Origin of the sequence: Anaerocolumna xylanovorans DSM 12503 (assembly GCF_900143645.1) — a bacterium.
Lineage (GTDB): Bacteria > Bacillota > Clostridia > Lachnospirales > Lachnospiraceae > Anaerocolumna > Anaerocolumna xylanovorans.
On sequence record NZ_FRFD01000003.1, the window covers coordinates 646302 to 667298 of the forward strand.

Genomic DNA, 20997 nt, shown 5'->3' on the forward strand with positions numbered 1-20997 from the left:
ATTATATTAGTGTGAAAAAAGTAAATTAGTATAAATAATAAATTTTTCACACGCAAATTTGTGCCTGTGGTCCAAAATTTGCAGGTACAGGAAAGGGCATGGGTATTTTTATGAAAAAGTTATTAAGAAAAGGGACGGCAGCTATGCTTGTAGCTATGGGGTTATTTATGGCAATGTCATTTAAGGTATCTGCCGCAACAACTGAACTTATGAAGGATGGTGAATTTCCTACAGGCGGATTTATCAATGCAGGAGAGGCTGTTGATGGAACAGTGCAGGGACCTGGTAACTGGACACAGTTAAATATGGGTGATGCTGAAGTAAGTGCACCTTATCTTCATGTTGTTGTGAAAGCTACAGGTGACACAGCAAAGGCTCAGATAGCAGTTTCCGATACATATACCTTTAATCTTGCTGATTTAGGCGTAACGCTGACAGAAGACTACCAGGATGTAGTTTTACCCGTGAAAGATCAGGGTATCACAACTATTGGCTGGGTGAATTTAACGGGACTTGACGGCGGTTCCAGCGTATATACGGTAAAAGAAATATTCTTATCCGATGATGCTGCTTCTACCCTTGGTGGTGCGGCTGTTACAGAGGATGCAAAGGCAGCTGATACAACTGCGGCAACGGATACAGCTGTGGCAGCAGAGACACCTAAGACCGGTGAATCTGCAACATTGATTTATATTTGCATGGCAGCACTTGTTGGTTGCACAGGCATTTTTGCAGCAACAAAGAAAGTTGCAAAAGCAAAATAAACTTTAAAAGCAAATTTATGATAATACTATATGAGGTATCCAAAGAATGTGAAGCGCTTTGGATACCTCATTTTTATAAATCAGGACATTTGCCATTGACATTTCAATAAAATTGCATACAATTAAATATAAAGTAATTGTTATGGATATTTGCAGAATGAAAATGTAATCACAAGACACAGTTTTAAAATTCAAAATATGTTTCAAACCCTGATTTGAGGCAGTAAATCATCTGCGTGCAGATAGTTTATGCCATGGGAGCTATGTTAACTATATTTAGTAAGATAAAAACCCCAGAGAGGAGGAGAAAATGAAAAGTGAGAATTTTATGAAGACCATAAAGGGATTTCAGGCAGACGAATTGCTGGAGTACTATGTTTATGTAAAAATTGCCAGGTTTGTAAAAGATAAGAATGACAGGGACACATTACTTAAAATCGCCGGTGAAGAACAAAAGCATTATGAAATATGGAAACAATATACCAAGTGTGATGTGAAGCCCAATATGTTTATTGTCTACTGGTATGTTATTCTTGCCAGAATATTAGGCTACACCTTTATTATAAAGAAAATGGAAAATTCCCTGACGGAATTTAAGGGAATGTTTGGTGAAAAGCTGGAAAGAGAGCTGGCTGTGCAGATTCCGGACATAAAAATCCTTTTGCAGGATGAAATGGAGCATGAGAGTGAGCTTATAGACATGATTGATGAGGAAAAGCTAAAGTATGCCGGTTCCATGGTATTGGGGTTAAATGACGCTCTGGTGGAATTCACGGGAAGCCTGGCCGGCTGGACCTTTGCTATGCAGAGCAACCGCCTGATATCCCTTGCGGGATTGATAACCGGAATTGCAGCTACCTTGTCTATGGCTTCTTCAGAATATCTTTCGGTGAAGCATGAAGAAGGGAAAAACCCCATAAAATCTTCTTTATATACAGGGGCTGCTTATTTATTAACAGTTGTTATCCTTATACTTCCTTACTTACTTTTGCCTGATAACAGATTTGTTACAGCACTTTTAATCATGCTGGCAGCAGTCATTATTATAATTGCCGCATTTAATTACTATATCTCTGTTGCAAAGTCCATTTCCTTTAAAAAGAAATTCCTTGAGATGAGTTTAATCAGCCTGTCTGTGGCAGCGGCCTCTTTTGTAATCGGCCTTCTGGTTAAAAAATTTCTGGGCATAGAGGTTTAGTGTGAAAAATAAAAAGACATTTTTCACTTTTAATTTAGGCAGTTTCGCAAGTAAACTTGCGAAATGCATGGGTGTTAGTGTGAAAAATAAAAGACATTTTTCACTTTCTATTTAAGCAGTATCGCAAGCAAGCCTGCGATATGCATGGGGTTTAGTTTTAACAATGAAATTTTATCTGAAATAATACGCCATTAAGAAAAAATAGCCAATAAATGGCCTATAATGGGTTATTTATTGGCTATTTTTATAGTCTGGACAATAAAAAACAAATATTCACACACTTGGCAATACCTATCGGAAGCTTAATGGAATATAATGATAAGTAATGAAATCAGGAGGTGTAACTACATATGAGGTATGGCTATTTCGATAATGCAAATAAGGAATATGTAATAGAAAGACTGGATCTGCCGACATCATGGACAAATTATTTAGGAGTAAAGGATTTATGTGCTGTAGTAAATCATACAGCCGGCGGATATATGTTTTATAAGACTCCGGAATACCACAGGATAACACGTTTTCGTGCTAACAGTATTCCTATGGACAGACCGGGACATTATGTTTATTTAAGAGATGACAAAACCGGTGATTATTTCAGTATTTCATGGCAGCCCGTTGGCAAACCGCTTACAGAGGCTTCCTATACTTGCCGTCATGGTTTATCCTATACGAAATATCAGTGTGAGTATCAGGGAATCAAGGCAGAACAAAAACTGTTTATTCCTCTGGAAGACAGCGTAGAGATATGGGATGTTACAGTTGAGAATACCAGCAATGAAGTGAAAGACTTAAGTGTATTTTCTTACCTTGAGTTCTCTTATCATCATATTGATATGGATAACCGTAATTTCCAGATGAGTAATTATGCGGCAGGTTCTTCTTATGAAGACGGCATTATTGAACATGATTTATTCTATGAGGAGTTTGGATATCAGTACTTTACTTCTAACTTTGCCCCGGATGGCTTTGACTGTTTAAGAGATAAGTTCATTGGTTTATACCGTACAGAGACCAATCCTGTGGCAGTGGAAAGAGGATATTGTGAAGGAAGCTTTGAGAAGGGCAGCAATCATTGCGGAACTCTTCATAAGAAGTTGAAATTAATGCCCGGTGAAAAGACAAGGCTTATTTTCCTGTTGGGAGAAGGGGACAGAGAAGCCGGACGTGTTATGCGGACGAAATATTCCGATACGAATACCGTTGATAAAGCTTTTGGAGATTTGGCTAAGTATTGGGAAGCAAAAACAGAGAAGCTTCAGATTAAGACTCCCAATGAAGGCATGAATACACTTATTAATATCTGGACACTATACCAGGCAGAAATTAATGTTATGTTCTCACGTTTCGCTTCTTTCATTGAGGTGGGCGGAAGAACAGGCCTTGGCTACCGCGATACCGCACAGGATGCCATGACAGTACCTCATTCCAATCCGGCAAAATGCCGTCAAAGACTGGTAGAGCTGTTAAGAGGTTTGGTTTCCAAGGGCTATGGCTTGCACTTATTCCAGCCGGAGTGGTTTGATCCGGATAATTCTGCGAAGCCTTTTAAATCACCGACAGTTGTTCCTGCACCGAATAAGAATGATATGATTCACGGTTTAGATGATGCCTGCTCCGATGACGCTCTGTGGCTTGTTAGTTCCATCGTTGAGTTTGTAAAGGAAACCGGAGAGTTTGATTTCTTAAATGAAGTAATTACCTATGCAGACGGCGGCAGTGGAAGTGTTTATGAGCATATGAAGAAGATACTTGACTTTTCCCATGAGCAGATTGGAGCTTCCGGTATCTGCAAGGGACTTAGAGCTGACTGGAATGACTGCTTGAACTTAGGCGGCGGCGAGAGTGCCATGGTATCTTTCCTGCACTACTGGGCACTGGGCAATTTCTTAGAGGCAGCGGCTTACCTTGGAAATGCAGAAGATATCAAAAAATATACTGATATGAAAGAACAGGTTAAGAAAGCCTGTGACGAAGTTCTTTGGGATGAAGAATGGTATATCAGAGGTATTACAAAGAATGGCAAGAAGATTGGTACCATGGAAGATAAGGAAGGAAAAATCCATCTGGAATCCAATACATGGGCAGTACTTTCCGGTGCGGCTGATGAGGAAAAGGGTAAGAAGGCAATGGATTCCATTGATAAGTACCTTTATACACCTTATGGCATTATGCTTAACGGTCCTTCCTATACGGTTCCCGATGAGGATATCGGCTTTGTAACAAGAGTATATCCGGGACTGAAAGAAAACGGTGCAATCTTTAGCCATCCCAATCCCTGGGCATGGGCTGCCGAGTGTAAGCTTGGACGCGGAGACAGAGCAATGAAGTTCTATGATGCACTTTCTCCTTATAATCAGAACGATATCATAGAAACCAGAGAAGCAGAGCCTTACTCTTACTGCCAGTTTATCGTGGGCAGGGACCATACCGCTTTTGGAAGGGCAAGACATCCTTTCATGACAGGAACCGGCGGCTGGGCATATTTCTCTGCTACCAGATATATGTTAGGAATCAGACCGGATTTTGACTCCTTGACAGTTGATCCTTGTATTCCGGCAGATTGGAAGGGATTCGAGGTTCAAAGAGAGTGGAGAGGAGCAGTTTATCATATAGCAGTTAAGAATCCTGACGGTGTAATGAAGGGCGTTAAGGAAATCTTACTAAATGGTGAGAAGGTAGATAAAATACCGGCACAGGAAAGAGGAAGTGAAACTCATGTTACTGTAATTATGGGTTAAGCTTACAGGGAGGAGAAAATTATGATAAAGTTTGGTACAGGTGGATGGAGAGCCATAATAGGAGAAGAGTTCACTAAAGCAAACATACAGGTACTGGCGAAAGCAATGGCGGACAAGATGAAAGCAGAGGGCGTATGCGACGATGGCATCGTTTTCGGCTATGACAGAAGATTTCTTTCCAAGGAAGCCATGAGATGGGCGGCGGAAGTTTTTGCAAAGGAAGGAATCAAAGCCTCTCTTATTAACAGATCCTCACCTACTCCTTTGATTATGTATTACTGTATGGTTCACGGTTTCCATTATGGTATGATGATTACGGCAAGCCATAATCCGGCCATTTACAACGGTATTAAAGTATTCACTTACGGCGGCAGGGATGCTGATGAATTACAGACCGCCGATATTGAGAAGTATATTGAAAAAGTAAACGCAGATGAAATATGCCCTATGGAATATGATGCGGCTCTTGCGGCTGGACTTATTGAGGAAATTAATCCTTTAAATGAATATCTGGATAATATCATCAATACAGTAGATATGCAGGCAATACGCAACAGAGGCTTAAGGGTGGTACTGGACCCTATGTATGGTGTTAGTGAGACTTCCTTAAAGACGATTCTCCTAACGGCCAGATGTGATGTAAGTACAATACATGAAAGACACGATACCCTCTTTGGAGGAAAGCTTCCTTCACCTTCTGCCCAGACCTTAAGAAGCCTTCAAAACAGTGTATTAGACAAAAAAGCTGACATCGGAATTGCAACAGACGGAGATGCAGACCGTATCGGTATTATTGATGATACCGGAAAATTCCTGCACCCCAATGATATTTTGGTATTGCTCTATTATTACCTGTTAAAGTATAAATGCTGGAAAGGTCCTGCTGTAAGAAATCTTGCCACTACCCATATGCTTGACCGTGTAGCTGAAAGCTTCGGTGAGACTTGCTATGAGGTACCTGTTGGATTTAAACATATTTCTGCTAAAATGAACGAAAAGGATGCAATAATTGGAGGAGAATCCTCCGGAGGTCTTACCGTTAAGGGACATATTAACGGTAAAGACGGCATTTATGCAGCAGCCCTGCTGGTAGAGATGATTTGCGTAACAGGTAAGAAATTATCAGAAATTGCCAAGGAAATAGAGGACGAATACGGAACTATTTATCTGGAAGAGAAGGATTATAAATTCAGCCAGGAAAGAAAAGAAGACATTTACCATACTCTTATGATAGAACGTCAATTACCGCATCTTCCTTTTGATGTTGAAAAAGTATCTTATCTTGACGGTTGTAAAGTGTATTTTGAAAATGGCGGTTGGATTATTATTCGTTTTTCCGGTACAGAACCTTTGCTTAGAATATTCTGTGAGATGCCAAAGGCCGGACAGGCAAGATTGGTATGTGAAGTAGTGGAAGATTTTCTTCAGCTGCAATAAGTAAATATAGGTGGAATAGCATAAAGCCATGCTGCAGGAGTGCCTGCTGCATGGCTTTTTGTGAATTATTTCAAACATTATAACAAATCTGTACAAATAATGTCAAAAAAGTAGGATGTTTTAACAAAAATATACCATTATAATGTAAATGTGACAAATAATCGAGGATTTTTCTAATGAAAGCTGGTAAAATTTATGCAAATTGCTGTCCGCCAAAGAGAAGTTGAAAGGAAGAAAATAATTAAGAAGGAAAAATCAATTAAAAAGAAAAATGCCAAAAGAATCAGAGGAAAACTAATTGGAGCATTTGCAGTACCGGTTATTCTCATAGTTCTTTTTGGAATCGCAGCCTATCAAAAGGTTTTGAATGAAAGCAGAGACAACTATGAAATGGTTGCGGGGAATACGATTAGGTCAACGGGCAATTATTTCGATTTGATGCTTACATCCGCAGAGGCCTCTATCGGACAATTGGCTGCAAGTGATAAACTGGCGGATAAATCAGAATATGGGAGTAATAAAGGGGTACATAAGGCAATTATAACAATGCTGACCGCTGATGAATTTATAAATCAGGTCCATATTTTTTCTGCACATGGGGTAGGGATAACTACGAAGGCAGGAACAGTAAGGCAGGGTCTGTTTACACAATTTGCAGAATCCAAGGAGGGAAAAACTCTAATAGAAAGCGGTAAAGATACCGAATGGGCAGGCACCCATGAGTTTATAGATGGCGAGCTGCGGACAAAGGATACCGAATATGGTATATCCTTCATTAAGCAGGTAAAGAGTCAGGAAAGTAAAGTAATAGCTTATATTGTTGCCGATATTGGATTGAGTAAAATGCAGAAAGTACTAAAGGGGATTGACTTAGGAGAAGACAGCATAAGTGCGTTTATCACCTCGGATGGGAGAGAAATATCCGGGCAGAAAGCGGATGAGACAGTATTTTTAAAGGAAAAATTTTATAAAAAGGCTTTGACCGGAACAGACACCAGCGGAAGCAGCTATGTAACCTACAAAGGAACAGAATATCTGTTCGTTTATGCAAAGGTAGAAGAATCCGGTTCAATGGTATGCGGACTTGTACCTGAAACGCTTATATTAAAGCAGGCAAATGATATTAAGAGAACTGCTGCAGCTTTTGTACTGGCAGCCTGCATTATTGCTGTATTCATTGGAAATGGTATGGCAAAAGGAATCGGAAAAACAATTCGGTTTATGGCAGGAGAGTTTAAGAAAGCTTCGGCAGGAGACTTAACCGGAAATATAGTAATAAAGAGAAAGGATGAATTTTCTCTGTTGGCAGATGCCTCAAACCAAATGTTAGAGAGCATGAGAATGCTGATTAGGAAGGCAGAGGCGACCAGCACGACTGCCGCAAATTCGGCAATAGAGATGACCTTGATGTTTGAGAAATTTTATGGCTCAACAAAGGATATTACAAAAGCAATCGGAGGTATTGAAAGAGGTGCAATACAGCAGGCCCGTGATACGGCAGGATGCCTGAATCAGATGTCTGTTTTGTCAGATAAGGTGGGGAGAGTTTATGAGAACACAGGGGAGATTGAGCGGGACGTTCAGGGGACAATCGCAATAACAGAGAATGGTTTGCGTATTGTGGATGATTTGGGATCAAGTGCCAGGGCAACCACTGATATAACAGGCAAGGTTATTTCCAACATCGAAGAATTAAGTAAAAAATCAGGGGACATTGAAAATATTGTTTCTGTTATTAATTCCATTGCAGGACAGACTACGCTTCTTTCACTGAATGCTTCCATCGAAGCATCAAGGGCAGGTTTCTATGGAAAAGGATTTGGTGTAGTTGCGGAAGAAATCAGGGAGCTGGCAGAGAGATCCTTAGCAGCTTCCAAAAGTATTACAGAGATTATCAAGGATATTCAGTCAAGGACAGTAGAAACTGCCCATACGGCAAAAGAGGCACAGAATACGGTAAAAGGGCAGACAGAGGCAATACACCGCACGATTGGTTCCTTCCATGATATCAGCAGCCATGTAGAGCATTTGAATCAATCTCTGTTAGAGCTGACGGCAGGAATTCAGGAAATCGAAGAAGCCAAGAAAGAAACATATACTGTCCTTGAGAATATATCCACCGTAGTGGGAGAGACAGCCACTGTAGCAGAACAGATATACAGTTCTGCAGGCGGTCAGTTAAGGTCAGCGAAAGAGCTAAGTAATGCTGCAAACAAATTAAAGGAAGACATAGCAGGCCTTGACGAATCCATAAACAGCTTTATTTTGTAGCTTTCTTATCCAGCAGAAGATTGTAAGTAAAACCGGCAACCACAAAGAGGCTTCCGATAAGCTTATAAAGGGAAAAGTCCTTTGAAATGAGCCAGTCTATCAGGATGCCGACAGCCAGCTGGCCTAAGAAAACCAAAAGTGTAAGATAAAAGGCAGGAACACGGGGCGTTGTATAATTGGAAATCATTATAATGGCAACGCCCAGAATACCTCCTAAATAAGCCCATAAGGGAATAGAGGACTGGGAAGAGGTAAAATGAAGACCTCTGTTCAGGATTAATAAAAAGATGGCTGAGAAAAAAATCCCAACTACATAATTGATTACAGTGGCCTGGATGGTTCCGATTTTTTCCGCAAGTTTGGCATTTAAGATTCTGCCAAGTACTACGGTAACACCTGCCAAGATGGATAGAATGATATAAATTACCAGCATAAAATGCTCCTTTCAATATTATTGGAATGACATAATAAAGATACCGATACCAATAATCCCAAGACCGATAAGCTTCTTGGGATTGATTTTTACCATTTTCATACCAAAGAGGCCAAAATGGTCCGTAAGCAGTGAAAATACTGTCTGCCCAAGAAGTCCAAGTGCCAGGGGTAAGGATACTCCCAGCTTAAGGTAGCTTAAATTTGTCAGCATAACAGTTCCAATTCCTACAAAGCCGGCACTGTAGAGGTAAAGAGGAAGGCCCTTTGGCAGTTTCATTTTTGAACGTGTTATTAACAGGGTTAACAGGATGGCAATTAATCCCACCAGATGAATGAGCACGGTAGATGTAAGGTTTCCATAGCCATCCGACAGGCTGCCGTTAAAGAATATCATGATAGAAGTCAATGCTCCTACTATCAATGAAATAATATAATTCATATATCCTCCTTATAAAACTTTTATAACTTCTTTCTTAATGTAACACAAAAAGATTGCGAAGGATTATGACATATGTCATAATGGGAAAAATGAATTATTAAAAACGAGGAGAATTTTTGGATATGCTTAGAGTGAAGGACCCTGAAAAGCTGATGGAATACGTCAGGCGGTATAAGATGAATAATATATTTACAGAAGATATGAGCCCTTATCTGGAACTCCTTTTTTACAGGAAGAATGAATTCATGGTAAAGGAAGGCGAGGAGATATCCTATCTGCTATTTTTGGTAGATGGAAAAGCCAAGGTATTTACCTCCTTAAGCAATGGGAAATCCCTTCTTTTGTGCTTTTATCAGGGGTTTAAGGTGTTGGGGGATCTGGAGGCCGTGGACCGTGTCAAGGCAGTGACAAATGTACAGGCGATAGCGGATACTTACTGTGTCGGTATATCCTACCGTAATGTCAGGCAGTTTCTGTTGGAAGATGCCAAGTTTCTTCGTTATGTATGCACTTCCTTAGGCGGAAAGCTAAGCCGCTGTTCCAAAAACAGCTCCATAAATCTTTTATATCCCCTGGAAAATCGTCTGGCCAGCTATATCTATACTACGGGAGAGAGGGTTACCAGACTTAATAAAACGGCCATCTGCTTTGATGAGAATCTGACAGAAATTGCAGAGCTGCTTGGAACAAGTTACAGGCATTTATTAAGAACCCTCTCTGATTTCTGTGATAGAAAGATATTGAAAAAAGAAGGCAGCTCCTATCTTGTCATAGAGGACGAGACATTAATGGAGCTGTCTGCAGATTTATATAAGTGATTCCATAACTTCACCAAGAGAGCCGGTTATGAGAAGATCCGCGTTGGAATCCATAGGAGTTGCGGATTTATTAATCAGCACCAGTTTGCTGCCGGAATAATAATGAATAAAACCGGCGGCAGGGTATACGCTTAAGGAGGTACCTCCGATTATCAGCATATCAGCCGAGGAAATTGCTGTAATTGCCTTGCTGATAATATCTTCGTTTAAAGCTTCTTCATAAAGTACCACATCAGGCTTTATGATTCCGCCACAGGAGCAGAGAGGAATAGGAGCCTTATCAATTACCTCCTGCAGACTATAGAAATGACCGCATTTTGTGCAGTAATTGCGGTGGACACTGCCGTGAAGCTCAATAACATTTTTGCTGCCTGCCATTTGGTGCAGACCGTCAATATTCTGGGTTATGACTGCGTTTAATCTGCCGGACTCTTCCAGCATGGCTAATTTCTTGTGGGTGATGTTTGGCAGAGCTTTTGGATAGAGCATTTTGTCATAATAGAATTGGAAAAAGGCCTCCGTGTTTCTTAAGAAGAAACTATGGCTTAATATTTGTTCCGGCGGATAGGCATATTTAAGATGGTAAAGCCCATCCACACTGCGAAAATCGGGAATACCGCTCTCCGTGGATACCCCTGCGCCGCCAAAGAAAACAATATGGCTGCATTCTTCTACGAATTCCTTTAGCTGATTTATTTCCTTCATTTTCTCATCTCCTTGTTGCTATTTGACCTTTTTATTTAATATAAGCAGAATACCGCCAAGGACAGTAAGCGGCATTGTGTAATAAAAGGCGGCATGATAATTAAACTGCTGTACCACAAAGCCAAAGAGAACCGGACCCAGGGTAAAGCCAAGGTTTTGGCCGGTTGTAAGTATTCCTAAGGCAGTGCCGGACTGGGAGGGATTTTTGATGATTTCACCATAAGCCGCATAGGCACAGACCGGCAGAATAGGAGGAATCATTCCCAGTATTACGATAAATACCGGATAAGCTCCCAGAGGCAATATTGTTATGATATAAAAAAGGGCCGCGGAAACAATCAGGGCCAGACCACCAAACAGCCTTCTGGAATTTAGCTTGTCTGATATTATACCGGCAAGCAGAGAGGAAACAGTACCGGCAAGACAGCAGATGCTGACCAGACTGGAGGCACTTGACAGCTCCATGCCGCGGATTTCATTCAGGTATGTAGGAAGAAACATCTGGATAACCGCATAGGTAATTGTGTACAGGAACAGAGAAGCCGTTAATAGCCAAAGGCTTTTGCTGCGTACATTCTCTAAGAGCTCCTTCATCATAAACTTCTCTTTGGAAACTGCTGGATTTACTGAATGAAAGGTTCTCATTCTGGTCATTAGTAGAATCCAAAGAACAGCAACAAACAGGATATATCCTATACAAGCCCACCAGACATTTTTCCAGCCGCTTATTTTCGCAATAAGAGGAGCAAGGTTGTAAGTGAGTACCTGCCCTATACCTACATAAGAAGAAAATATTCCCATAAAGAGGCCTTTTTTCATATTGGGTGCTATCTGATTGACAATGGCAGGTCCGGCTACGGCAATCAGGGCCAATCCGGTACCTTCCAGAATGCGGCTTATTAACAGCCATAGGAAAGAAGGGGCAAAGATACCAAGAAGGGAGCCCAAAAGGAGAGCAAAGAGTGCCGCTAAAATACAAAGGTATGGTCCAAAGCGTTGTATTAAAAGGCCGCTTGGCAGGGCAAGAAAAATACCGGTTATGGAGAAAACGGAAATCAGCAGTCCAAGCTTGGCAGCTCCAAGCTGGAAGCTGTCCATAAGATAAGGGGCAATGGGTGACACCTTATTAAGGCATAATGGGGCGGAGACTGCTGCAAATACAAGGATGAACAGGACTAAAGCAGCTCCCGGTGCGGTTTTTTTATTATCTGTATGAGTCATATCATTATTCCCTTGAGCGATTATAGTTATTATCTGTTGAAACAATATATGTTATGTATTCCTTATCTAAATGATAGCCCAGCTTTTCCGCCAGTGAAACAGACCGTAAATCAATGGCATCCCAGCTCGGATAGAGGTTTCTATCCAGGCATTCCAGTATAAGCTTTGCACCGCAGGCAAGGGCTAAGCCCTTTCTTCTAAAATCCGTCCGGGTATCAATTTCGATTTCAATTCCCTGGTCATATACGGTATAGGAGGAAGCACCTGATACGGGTAATCCGTTGAATAAGGCCATGACACCTATCCCATGAGCCTGATAATCCTTATAAGATGGAAACTGTGAACATAAATCACAGGACCAGTCTTCCGATTTTGCCAGCTCATATAAGGCTTCATCCATCATTTTTAAGGTATATTCAGAGGATAATCCCTGTATATAGGAATGCAGCTTTTCACGGTCAAAAGCGTCTGTTTCTTTTTTTATTGCATAGCGGAGGGTTTTCTTGCTGTTAAAAGGATATATTTCTTCAATCATCCTGGACCAGCCATCCGATTCCGGTATCATCAGGATAGAATCAGAAAGATGATCACAGGGGATATTTGCTGTCAATTCTGTATTTGGTACTCCTGCGAAAAAGCAGAAATCACCTATAATAATTTGTGCAGATACTGGATTTTCTGAATTGTCTGCATAAGCATGACCCATATAGCCTTGAAGGCAGGACCATATGAGAGTTTCGCTCCATCCATCAAAAAGATGTTCAATTTGGGGCATATCTTTTCTTTTAATTTGTTCTATAATGTAAATCACTCCTTTGATAGAATTACTGTCAGATTCATTATAGCATGTGGGCAGGAATCCTTCCAGCAAATACTCTTAAAAGTTATGGGCATGCAGCAATTAGATAAGGGAGATTGTGACAAATGTAACTTGTTTTATATTTTGTATTCAAGTAAGATTATGGAATAAGAGAAAATTATTCAGTAAAAGGAATAGGAGGAGCGTATTCATATGGAGATTGTATTAAAGACGGTTCAGGTAGAAAAAGTCTACGGCAAAGGTGAGCTTGAGACGCAAGCTTTAAAGCCCACGGACCTGGAGATAGAAAAAGGAGTATTTCATGCGATTATTGGTAAGAGCGGATCAGGAAAATCAACTCTTTTACATATTCTTGGCGGCCTTGACAAGCCTTCCGGCGGAAAGGTCTATCTGGAAGGAGAGAGCATGTTTGACTTAAAGGAGAAAGAGCTGGCACTTCTTCGCCGAAGAAGAATCGGCTTTGTATTCCAGTCATTTAATCTGTTATCAGAACACACAGTGTTTGAAAATATTCTGATGCCGGTACATCTGGATAAGAAGAAGGAGGATAGAGCATATCTGGAGAAAGTACTTAGAACTCTTGATATTACGAATAAGCTTCCCTATTATCCCGATGAACTCTCCGGCGGAGAGCGCCAAAGAGTAGCAATTGCCAGAGCATTGGCTGCAAAGCCGGCTATTCTTTTAGCGGATGAACCCACCGGAAATCTGGACGAGAATACAGGGAAAGAGGTTATCAGGCTATTAAAACAGTCAGCAAAAGAATTCGGACAGACGGTAGTGTTGGTGACCCACGATATGGAGATTGCAGGCAATGCGGAACGGGTAATTACAATAATCAATGGAGGAGTTTTGTGAAAAGGCTTGCAGTATGCATGGAGGGATTATGATGAATTTAAGAGAAATTGCAAGAAATGGAATGAAAGGGAGAAAAAAGGATTCCTTTCTGTTAAAGCTGGTGGTGTCCTTATCCTTTGCGTTTATAACAGCAGCCTTAATCTTTCAGGCAAGTATGGAGAAAACCAAAACGGCACAGAGGGAAGAGCTTTATGGCAGCTGGCAAGGGGCTTATCTGGGGGGAAATGAAGATACTTATAAAAAGCTTTTGAAAGAGAAAGAAATAAAGACTGTTACCAGTACCACCAATATAGGAAGTTCTGATAATCTTGGAATAATAGGAACACTGCCGAAGGATTTGCAAAAGATGGGGAATTTTACATTGTATAAGGGCAGGTTTCCCCAGGAAGATGATGAAATATTGGTGGAATTAAACCAGTTAAGTAATGCGGGTATGGACCTTTCCGTTGGACAGAAGGTAAACCTTTCGATAGTAATGGTAACTGAGGATAATAGTGTAAATCAGGAAGTTGATATTAGGATGAATGAAGCTTACAGCAAGGGAGAGAATCTTGTAAAGTATGGCTTTCATGAAAATCCCAGTACGGACATCAAAGATATTCATGTGGTGGTCTCCACGGATTATGTCTATTTGTTTAAGTCAGGAGAACCGTCGGATACGGAAACAATAAAGGAAAAAGGGTTTCTAAGCCATCAGGAGGTAATGCTGCAGAAGGAATTTACCATCTGCGGAATTTTAAATACCTATTCGGATAAGTGGGATTTAGGAGGACACACTGTACCAAATGCTTTTGTCACAGAAGAGGCGGGAAGTGCGCTGACGGATGCTTTCTATCACAATGGTTATACGGATGTAAAGGATTATAAGATGCCAATGGATATATTCTTTCGCCTTCGCTCGCTGGATAGTAATATCTTTAAAAGACTGGCAGCAAAATATCCTGATACGGCAGCAAAATCAGAAGACTTGTATGATTTTTATTCGAGGATATGGGTAAATATTAACAAGAATATTTCCCCGGCAGAAAGAGAAAAAATATCAAAGTATTATAATACTGGCGTATCGGAAGAACCCTCCGGTGAAGATACCGGAATGATGAAGGGCAGTGTTACGCAAGGCGGTGATTCCACCTCCAATTTTCGAAGGAATAGCTTTTCCTACCCTGATACGGATAATTCTGTGGAACATATGATAACTGCATCCATTCTTGGGATTATCTTTATCACTACGGTCTGTGCAGTATTTCAGATATTTTTGACACAGATTAAAAGAAGGGGCAGAAAGCTTGTGCTGTTAAAGTCCATCGGTGCCACAAAGGGTCAGTTGGCGGGGATTCTTTTCTGGGAAGCCGTTTATTTTTGGAGGACCGGATTGGTATTTGGTGCACTGGGAGGAAGTGGTGTATCAGTTCTTATACTATACCTTATGAAGTTTATGGGTAAGGAAGAATTAGTAATTGCAATTCCCTTAAAGCTTTTACTGGTTGGGATACTAATTGGAAGCATATCACTTTTTGCGGGGGTACTCCTGCCGGCGGTAAGTGCAGTTAATGTCCCCTTAACAGGTACGATGGAAAAGAAGCAAAAGCATAAAAAAGGTACTGCTTTGAAAAAGGAAAAGAACAGGTATGTAAAGCAGGACTTCTTTCATATCACACTGCGCTATCTAAAAATAAGCAGGGGAAAGAGCCTGTTATCCTTTGCTATTTCCCTGTTCATTATCAGTATTTTATCCGCGTCCCTTTACCTTTCCTACCATGCTTTCCAGAGATATCAGGATTCGGTTTTGGATACCGGAAGGCCGGATTATACATTAAAGGCGGTATATGGAGAGAATCAGAATAAGTTGCCGGAGATAGAAGCAGAGTTAAAGAAAATCAAAGGTGTAGAAAATATAACAAGCTATAAATATGGGAAGAATCTGCTGTTCTGGTATGACGGAATGGATAAGGATACTCTTATAAATACCTTTGAATCATTGCTGCCGGATAAGTTAAAGAGCGAGCATTTTGCAAAATATGTACCGGATACAAAGGATCAGCCGGAATACATAACGAATGCTTATTACTCCTATTATTACGGAATCGCTCCGGATGCAGAAGCTTCAAAAGCCATATTGTCGGCAGTCACAGAAGGCAGTGTGGACCTGGAAAGGTTTAAGAAGGGGGAAGAAGTTATCCTTTTGGTTCCTCTGTATAAGACGGAAAATACAGAAGATACCGCTAAGAACACTGCGAAAGAAGAAGGTAAGGGCAGTAAAAAAGCAGGCTACGAGAAGGTAAAAGCAGCAGTAGGTTTGGATAAGCGTTTTCATTGGCTGCTTGAGGAAGATGATGCTTATTATACATCCCTGGACGGCAGGTATAAAAATCTTTATGACAGCTATCCTACTATTAAACCGGGAGATACGCTTTATTTGTCGGCAGACAAAGAAAAACTTACGGAGGGCGGAAAAATCCCCGGGTTCAATACAGCACAGGTCAGGGTAGGAGGTATTATCCGGTACTTTCCGAAGGATGGTGTATGGCCTTTTTCCAATTTGGTGCCTGCCTATGCTGTAATTGGTTCAATGGATGGAATGGAGGCACTTTATCCAAATTCAAAGATGGGCCTGTTTCGTGTAAACATTGATCAGATGACAGAAATGGTAAAGGTTCTTTATCCGTCCAGTTATGGCAGGACTCTGTGGAATATTACGGCTAAGGACAAAGAAAATCCGGAGGTATTGGATGCAGCGCTGTTGTCTTTTGCCAATAAATATGGCTTTACCCTCTACAATTACAAGGAAAGCAGTGAGAGGGTATTGGGGGAGGCATTGAATAACATCTTGATTATTGGGTTATTGGGACTAATATCCTCTGTGATTGCTCTGGTAGCCTTCTATAATACCGCTGTCTCACGGATGGAGCAGGAAAGAAACCGTATCGGAATTCTTCAGTCCATGGGAGTAACGAAAGGACAATTTACCTGCCAATACCTGCTGCAGGGAGTAATACAGGGAACATTTGCGGTTATTCTGACAAATGCAGCGCTCTTTATTTTACTTCTGGCGGTAGCAGCAGTGACATCGGATATCCAAATTGGAAGCTTTGGCACACTGGTAAATGTAACGGTGGCAGAGCTGCTGTGGAAGTATCCATGGCCGGTTCACATATTGATAAGCATTATATTTATTGGGGTTATTACTATTTTACAGATAGTACCGGCTGTACGGATTGCAAGACAATATCCGGTGGAGAATATCAGAAGCCTTGGAAGATAAGACTTTGACAAGGGGAATTTAAAGTCTAAAAGAGCTTGATGGCAAAGAAAGATGGAGGAGACAACAGTGACACAGGCAATTATCCATATAGCTTTGGTCGTAGAAGATTATGATGAGGCCATAGAATTTTATACCAAAAAGCTTAATTTTACCTTAATTGAAGATACCTATCAGCCGGAGCAGAATAAGCGTTGGGTGGTAGTATCACCGCCTGGCTCAACCGGATGTACGCTGTTGCTTGCAAAGGCATCAAAACCGGAGCAAGTGTCTTTTATCGGAAATCAGGCAGGGGGGAGAATCTACTTATTTCTTGGTACGGATGATTTCTGGAGGGATTATCAGGAGATGATTTCAAAGGGAATTGAGTTTGTGAGAGAGCCGAAAGAACAGCCTTACGGAATAGTGGCAGTCTTTAAGGATTTGTACGGAAATCTGTGGGATTTGGTTCAATTTAAGGAAGGGCATCCAATGGAGAAAAGAGTAAAATAGTTTGTTTGATAAAGAGAATCTAATTATCATATTCTATTCAAAGTCAGGTAATACTAAAGGGAAAATAGTATCTCATGACAAGGAGTATCGGAATGGAAAATGCAATGTTTTGTTATCAATGTGAACAGACCTTCGGAGGAAAAGGATGTACCAAGAGCGGTGTTTGCGGGAAAACACCGGAAATAGCAAATCTTCAGGATTTATTAATCTATCAGTTAAAAGGTATTTCCTGCTATGCCAGGCCTTTAATCGAACAGGGAAAGAAGATTGATAAGGATGTTGTAAAATTTGTAGAAAACGGTCTGTTTACTACACTAACCAATGTAAACTTTGATGCAGAGGTTCATGTCAGGTTATTAAAGGAAGCGCAGCAGATAAAGGAAGCCATAAGAGAACAGGCACCGGAAGGGGAATATCCGGAGGCAGCTACTTATACTTTAAGTGAAACCAAGGAAGATATGCTAAAGGATTCTGTTAAGGCTGGAATTATGCATAATCAAGACTTGGATGAGGACATACGTTCCCTGCGTTCTACCGTTCTTTATGGACTAAAGGGAATCAGTGCTTACGGGCATCAGGCAAGATTTATTGGCTTTCAGGATGATCAGGTGGATCATATGTATTTCCTGGGGTTAGAAGCCACGACAAATGATAAACTAACACTGGAAGATATGATACGCATGACGATGAGGGTAGGAGAGGCGAGCGTACAGGTAATGAAGCTTTTGGATGAGGCGAATACAACAAGATTCCAGAATCCTACTGTCAATAAGGTTAATGTAAATATTAAAAAAGGCCCTTTTATCATTGTATCAGGTCATGATCTGCATGATCTGGAAATGCTGTTGGAACAGACAAAAGGAAAAGGCATCAATATCTATACCCATGGAGAGATGCTGCCCTCCCACGGTTATCCGGAACTAAAGAAACACAAGCATCTTGTCGGCAATTTTGGCTCTGCCTGGCAGAATCAGCAAAAAGAATTTGATGAAGTGCCCGGCTGTATCCTAATGACCACCAACTGCCTCATGAAGCCAAGGGATTCCTATAAAGACAGGATATTTACCACCAGTGTGGTAGGCTGGGACGGCGTAAAGTACATTGATGTAAAAGAGGATGGGAGCAAGGATTTTACAGAAATCATTGAAAAAGCGTTAGAGCTTGGAGGTTTCAGAGAAGATTTTGGGAAGAAGGAAATCTTAGTAGGCTTTGGACATCATGAGACACTGTCTCATGCAGAGGAGATTGTAAAAGCAGTAAAAGGGGGTGTTATCAGACATTTTTTCCTGATCGGAGGCTGCGATGGAGCCAGACCCGGAAGAAGCTATTACACAGACTTGGCTCAAATGGTACCAAAGGATTGTGTCATTCTTACTCTGGCCTGCGGCAAATACCGCTTTAACAAGCTGGATTTTGGAACGGTTGCAGGTTTGCCAAGACTTTTGGATGTGGGACAATGTAATGATGCCTATTCAGCCATCCGTATAGCCACGGCTTTGGCAGATGCTTTTGACACAGATGTGAATTCTCTGCCCCTTACCATCATATTGTCCTGGTATGAGCAAAAGGCAGTAGCAGATTTGCTGGCACTTTTATCACTTGGAATTAAAGGGATGTATCTGGGACCGAGCCTGCCGGCTTTTCTGTCACCAAATGTTTTTCAATATCTGGTGGATACCTTTAACATTAATCCCATCAGCACACCGGAGGATGATTTAAAGGCAGCATTAAAACAGGCAGCGCTTTAAATAAAAGACAGATAAAATAAGAGCGGGTAGTTTCTTAACATTTGAGTTAAGGAACTATCCGTTTTTTTATAAGTCTGCACTTGGCCGAATAAGTAGTAGTGTTTCATAGACGGATACTGTATAATAATACCAGGAAAGGAATAGCTATTAAAATGAAAAAATTGGGATTAGAAGCTTTCTGTGAAATAAAGAATTGGATGTATAGAAATGCCAGACCGGTTGACTTGGCACTATGGAAGTACTATTTTGAGAATGGAAATAAAGAAGCAGTGCTGTCATCATTAGCTTATTACCAAAATGAAGACGGAGGATTTGGACATGCACTGGAAGCCGACAGTTGGAATCCGAATTCATCACCGTATACGACCCTTTATGCAATCAATATATTACAAGCCATGGATTTTAAGGATATAAGTCATCCTATTATGCAAGGCATATTCAGATTCTTAAGCAGTGGTAAGCATTTTTCTAAAACGGGATGGCTGTTTAGTATACCGACAAATAACGAATATGCCCATGCACCGTGGTGGACATATAACAGTGATGCAAATGAATTAGAGAGCATCGGTGTTACTGCGGAATTATCCGGTTTTGTATTAAAGTATTTTGATAAAGATACCGATTTATATAAAAGAGTTATTCTAATTATGAATGATATTATTGCAAAATTAGAAATACAGGATAGTTATGGCGATATGGGCATTGGAGGCTATTGTGTTCTTCTGGATACGATTAAGCAGGCTGGTATAGAAAAACAATTCAATTATACAAAGCTGCGGGATGTTGTAAAGGGATTGGTATATAATTCCATTGAAAGGGACACCTCAAAATGGAGTTCTTACGGAGTGCGGCCTTCTAACTATATTACTACCCCAGACAGTATATATTATAAAGACAATGAAGATATCGTTCAAAAGGAGCTTGACTATCTGATTGAAACAAGAGAAAAGTGCAATGTTTGGAATATAACCTGGAGCTGGTTTGAGAATAATGAAAAATATCCAAAAGAATTTGCCATCAGTGAAAATTGGTGGAAGGCAGGTAAAGCAATCGAAAAGCTGGTCCTATTAAGGAATTTTGAGAGGATTGATTGTAATGGAGAATATATATTTTAAACAAATAGGCTGGTTGTCAGACAGTGGTCATTAGGATACGTTAGAATTACTTGACAAAGAAGACAGAAGAACAGATAATGTACACATACCCCTTATGGTATATAGGGGTGTAATGTGAAAAAAGTATTTTTCACGCGCAAATTTGTGCCTGCGGTCTAAAGTTTGCAGGTATAGGAAAGGGCATGGTTATTTATATGAAACAGTGTATGGATTCTGATAATTTACATCGCCGTCTGAAAAAGATTATAGGACAGGTACAGGCAATTGATCGTATGGTGGATGAAGATGTCCCTTGTGAAGATGTTCTTTCCCAAATCAATGCAGCGAAATCGGCACTTCATAAAGTAGGTCAGGTAGTATTGGAAGGGCATATTAACCATTGTGTTAAGGATGGTATAGAGCATGGGGATGCAGACAAAACGATCGAAAGCTTTACAAAGGCAGTAGAGCGTTTTTCAAATATGGTATGAATGGTAAAACCAGCCGGATTGTTTGGCTGGTTTTATTTATGCCTTCTTGACAACCTATACCCCTATAGGTATAATATACCTATAGGGGTATAGGCTATAACTATAGAGCGGTTTATATCCACTGGGTATAAAGGAGGTAGTGTGAAAAATAAATTTTTCACACGCAAATTTGTGCCTGCGGTCCAAAGTTTGCATGTACAGGAAAG

General features: G+C 40.7%; 17 protein-coding genes. 12 read left to right on the forward strand and 5 right to left on the reverse strand.

The window, feature by feature from the left end; all coding sequences use genetic code 11:
* Window positions 1-110 precede the first annotated feature (110 nt).
* The 5 genes from BUF11_RS02885 to BUF11_RS02905 all read left to right on the forward strand — a co-directional run bounded on the left by BUF11_RS02885 (window position 111) and on the right by BUF11_RS02905 (window position 8411).
* Window positions 111-764, forward strand: a complete 654-nt coding sequence (locus BUF11_RS02885; protein WP_139243250.1) for a hypothetical protein — start codon at window positions 111-113, stop codon at window positions 762-764.
* Between the two features lie 310 nt (window positions 765-1074).
* Window positions 1075-1962, forward strand: coding sequence for a VIT1/CCC1 transporter family protein (locus BUF11_RS02890; protein WP_073587278.1), 888 nt, complete (start codon window positions 1075-1077; stop codon window positions 1960-1962).
* A gap of 350 nt (window positions 1963-2312) precedes the next feature.
* Window positions 2313-4703: a GH36-type glycosyl hydrolase domain-containing protein gene (locus BUF11_RS02895; protein WP_073587279.1), complete on the forward strand. Its 2391-nt coding sequence runs from the start codon at window positions 2313-2315 to the stop codon at window positions 4701-4703.
* Window positions 4704-4724: 21 nt separating this feature from the next.
* Window positions 4725-6140, forward strand: coding sequence for a phosphoglucomutase/phosphomannomutase family protein (locus BUF11_RS02900; protein ID WP_073587280.1), 1416 nt, complete (start codon window positions 4725-4727; stop codon window positions 6138-6140).
* 195 nt (window positions 6141-6335) lie between these two features.
* On the forward strand, window positions 6336-8411 hold the full coding sequence (locus BUF11_RS02905; protein WP_073587281.1) for a methyl-accepting chemotaxis protein: 2076 nt from the start codon (window positions 6336-6338) through the stop codon (window positions 8409-8411).
* Here the strand turns inward: BUF11_RS02905 and BUF11_RS02910 are convergent.
* Both BUF11_RS02910 and BUF11_RS02915 read right to left on the reverse strand, forming a co-directional pair.
* Complete coding sequence (locus tag BUF11_RS02910; protein ID WP_073587282.1) at window positions 8401-8844, reverse strand: DMT family transporter; 444 nt, start codon at window positions 8842-8844, stop codon at window positions 8401-8403. The two genes, BUF11_RS02905 and BUF11_RS02910, sit on opposite strands and share 11 nt — an antisense overlap.
* 18 nt (window positions 8845-8862) lie before the next feature.
* Window positions 8863-9285 (reverse strand): DMT family transporter, encoded by a 423-nt coding sequence (locus BUF11_RS02915; protein WP_073587283.1) that lies wholly within the window; start codon window positions 9283-9285, stop codon window positions 8863-8865.
* Between the two features lie 122 nt (window positions 9286-9407).
* On the opposite strand from BUF11_RS02915, the gene BUF11_RS02920 reads away from it, so the two are divergent.
* Window positions 9408-10103 carry a cyclic nucleotide-binding domain-containing protein gene (locus BUF11_RS02920; protein ID WP_073587284.1) on the forward strand — a complete coding sequence of 232 codons (696 nt, stop codon included), beginning with the start codon at window positions 9408-9410 and terminating at the stop codon, window positions 10101-10103.
* Here BUF11_RS02920 and BUF11_RS02925 read toward each other — a convergent pair.
* The 3 genes from BUF11_RS02925 to BUF11_RS02935 are packed head-to-tail and all read right to left on the reverse strand — an operon-like array spanning window position 10092 to window position 12804.
* Window positions 10092-10808, reverse strand: coding sequence for an NAD-dependent protein deacylase (locus BUF11_RS02925; RefSeq protein WP_073587285.1), 717 nt, complete (start codon window positions 10806-10808; stop codon window positions 10092-10094). The two genes, BUF11_RS02920 and BUF11_RS02925, sit on opposite strands and share 12 nt — an antisense overlap.
* 18 nt (window positions 10809-10826) lie before the next feature.
* Entirely contained in the window at window positions 10827-12029 is a 1203-nt protein-coding gene (locus BUF11_RS02930) for an MFS transporter (RefSeq protein WP_073587286.1), read from the reverse strand.
* 4 nt (window positions 12030-12033) lie between these two features.
* Complete coding sequence (locus BUF11_RS02935; RefSeq protein WP_073587893.1) at window positions 12034-12804, reverse strand: GNAT family N-acetyltransferase; 771 nt, start codon at window positions 12802-12804, stop codon at window positions 12034-12036.
* A gap of 237 nt (window positions 12805-13041) precedes the next feature.
* On the opposite strand from BUF11_RS02935, the gene BUF11_RS02940 reads away from it, so the two are divergent.
* The 6 genes from BUF11_RS02940 (at window position 13042) to BUF11_RS02965 (ending at window position 20791) form a co-directional block, all read left to right on the forward strand.
* On the forward strand, window positions 13042-13707 hold the full coding sequence (locus BUF11_RS02940) for an ABC transporter ATP-binding protein (RefSeq protein WP_073587287.1): 666 nt from the start codon (window positions 13042-13044) through the stop codon (window positions 13705-13707).
* A 28-nt stretch (window positions 13708-13735) separates the two neighbouring features.
* Window positions 13736-16969: an ABC transporter permease gene (locus BUF11_RS02945; RefSeq protein WP_175561970.1), complete on the forward strand. Its 3234-nt coding sequence runs from the start codon at window positions 13736-13738 to the stop codon at window positions 16967-16969.
* Between the two features lie 66 nt (window positions 16970-17035).
* Entirely contained in the window at window positions 17036-17458 is a 423-nt protein-coding gene (locus BUF11_RS02950) for a VOC family protein (RefSeq protein ID WP_073587289.1), read from the forward strand.
* 92 nt (window positions 17459-17550) lie between these two features.
* Entirely contained in the window at window positions 17551-19206 is a 1656-nt protein-coding gene (gene hcp / locus BUF11_RS02955; protein WP_073587290.1) for a hydroxylamine reductase, read from the forward strand.
* A 152-nt stretch (window positions 19207-19358) separates the two neighbouring features.
* Window positions 19359-20321, forward strand: coding sequence for a hypothetical protein (locus BUF11_RS02960; protein ID WP_073587291.1), 963 nt, complete (start codon window positions 19359-19361; stop codon window positions 20319-20321).
* Between the two features lie 194 nt (window positions 20322-20515).
* Window positions 20516-20791, forward strand: a complete 276-nt coding sequence (locus BUF11_RS02965; protein WP_073587894.1) for a metal-sensing transcriptional repressor — start codon at window positions 20516-20518, stop codon at window positions 20789-20791.
* The last annotated feature ends 206 nt before the right edge of the window (window positions 20792-20997 follow it).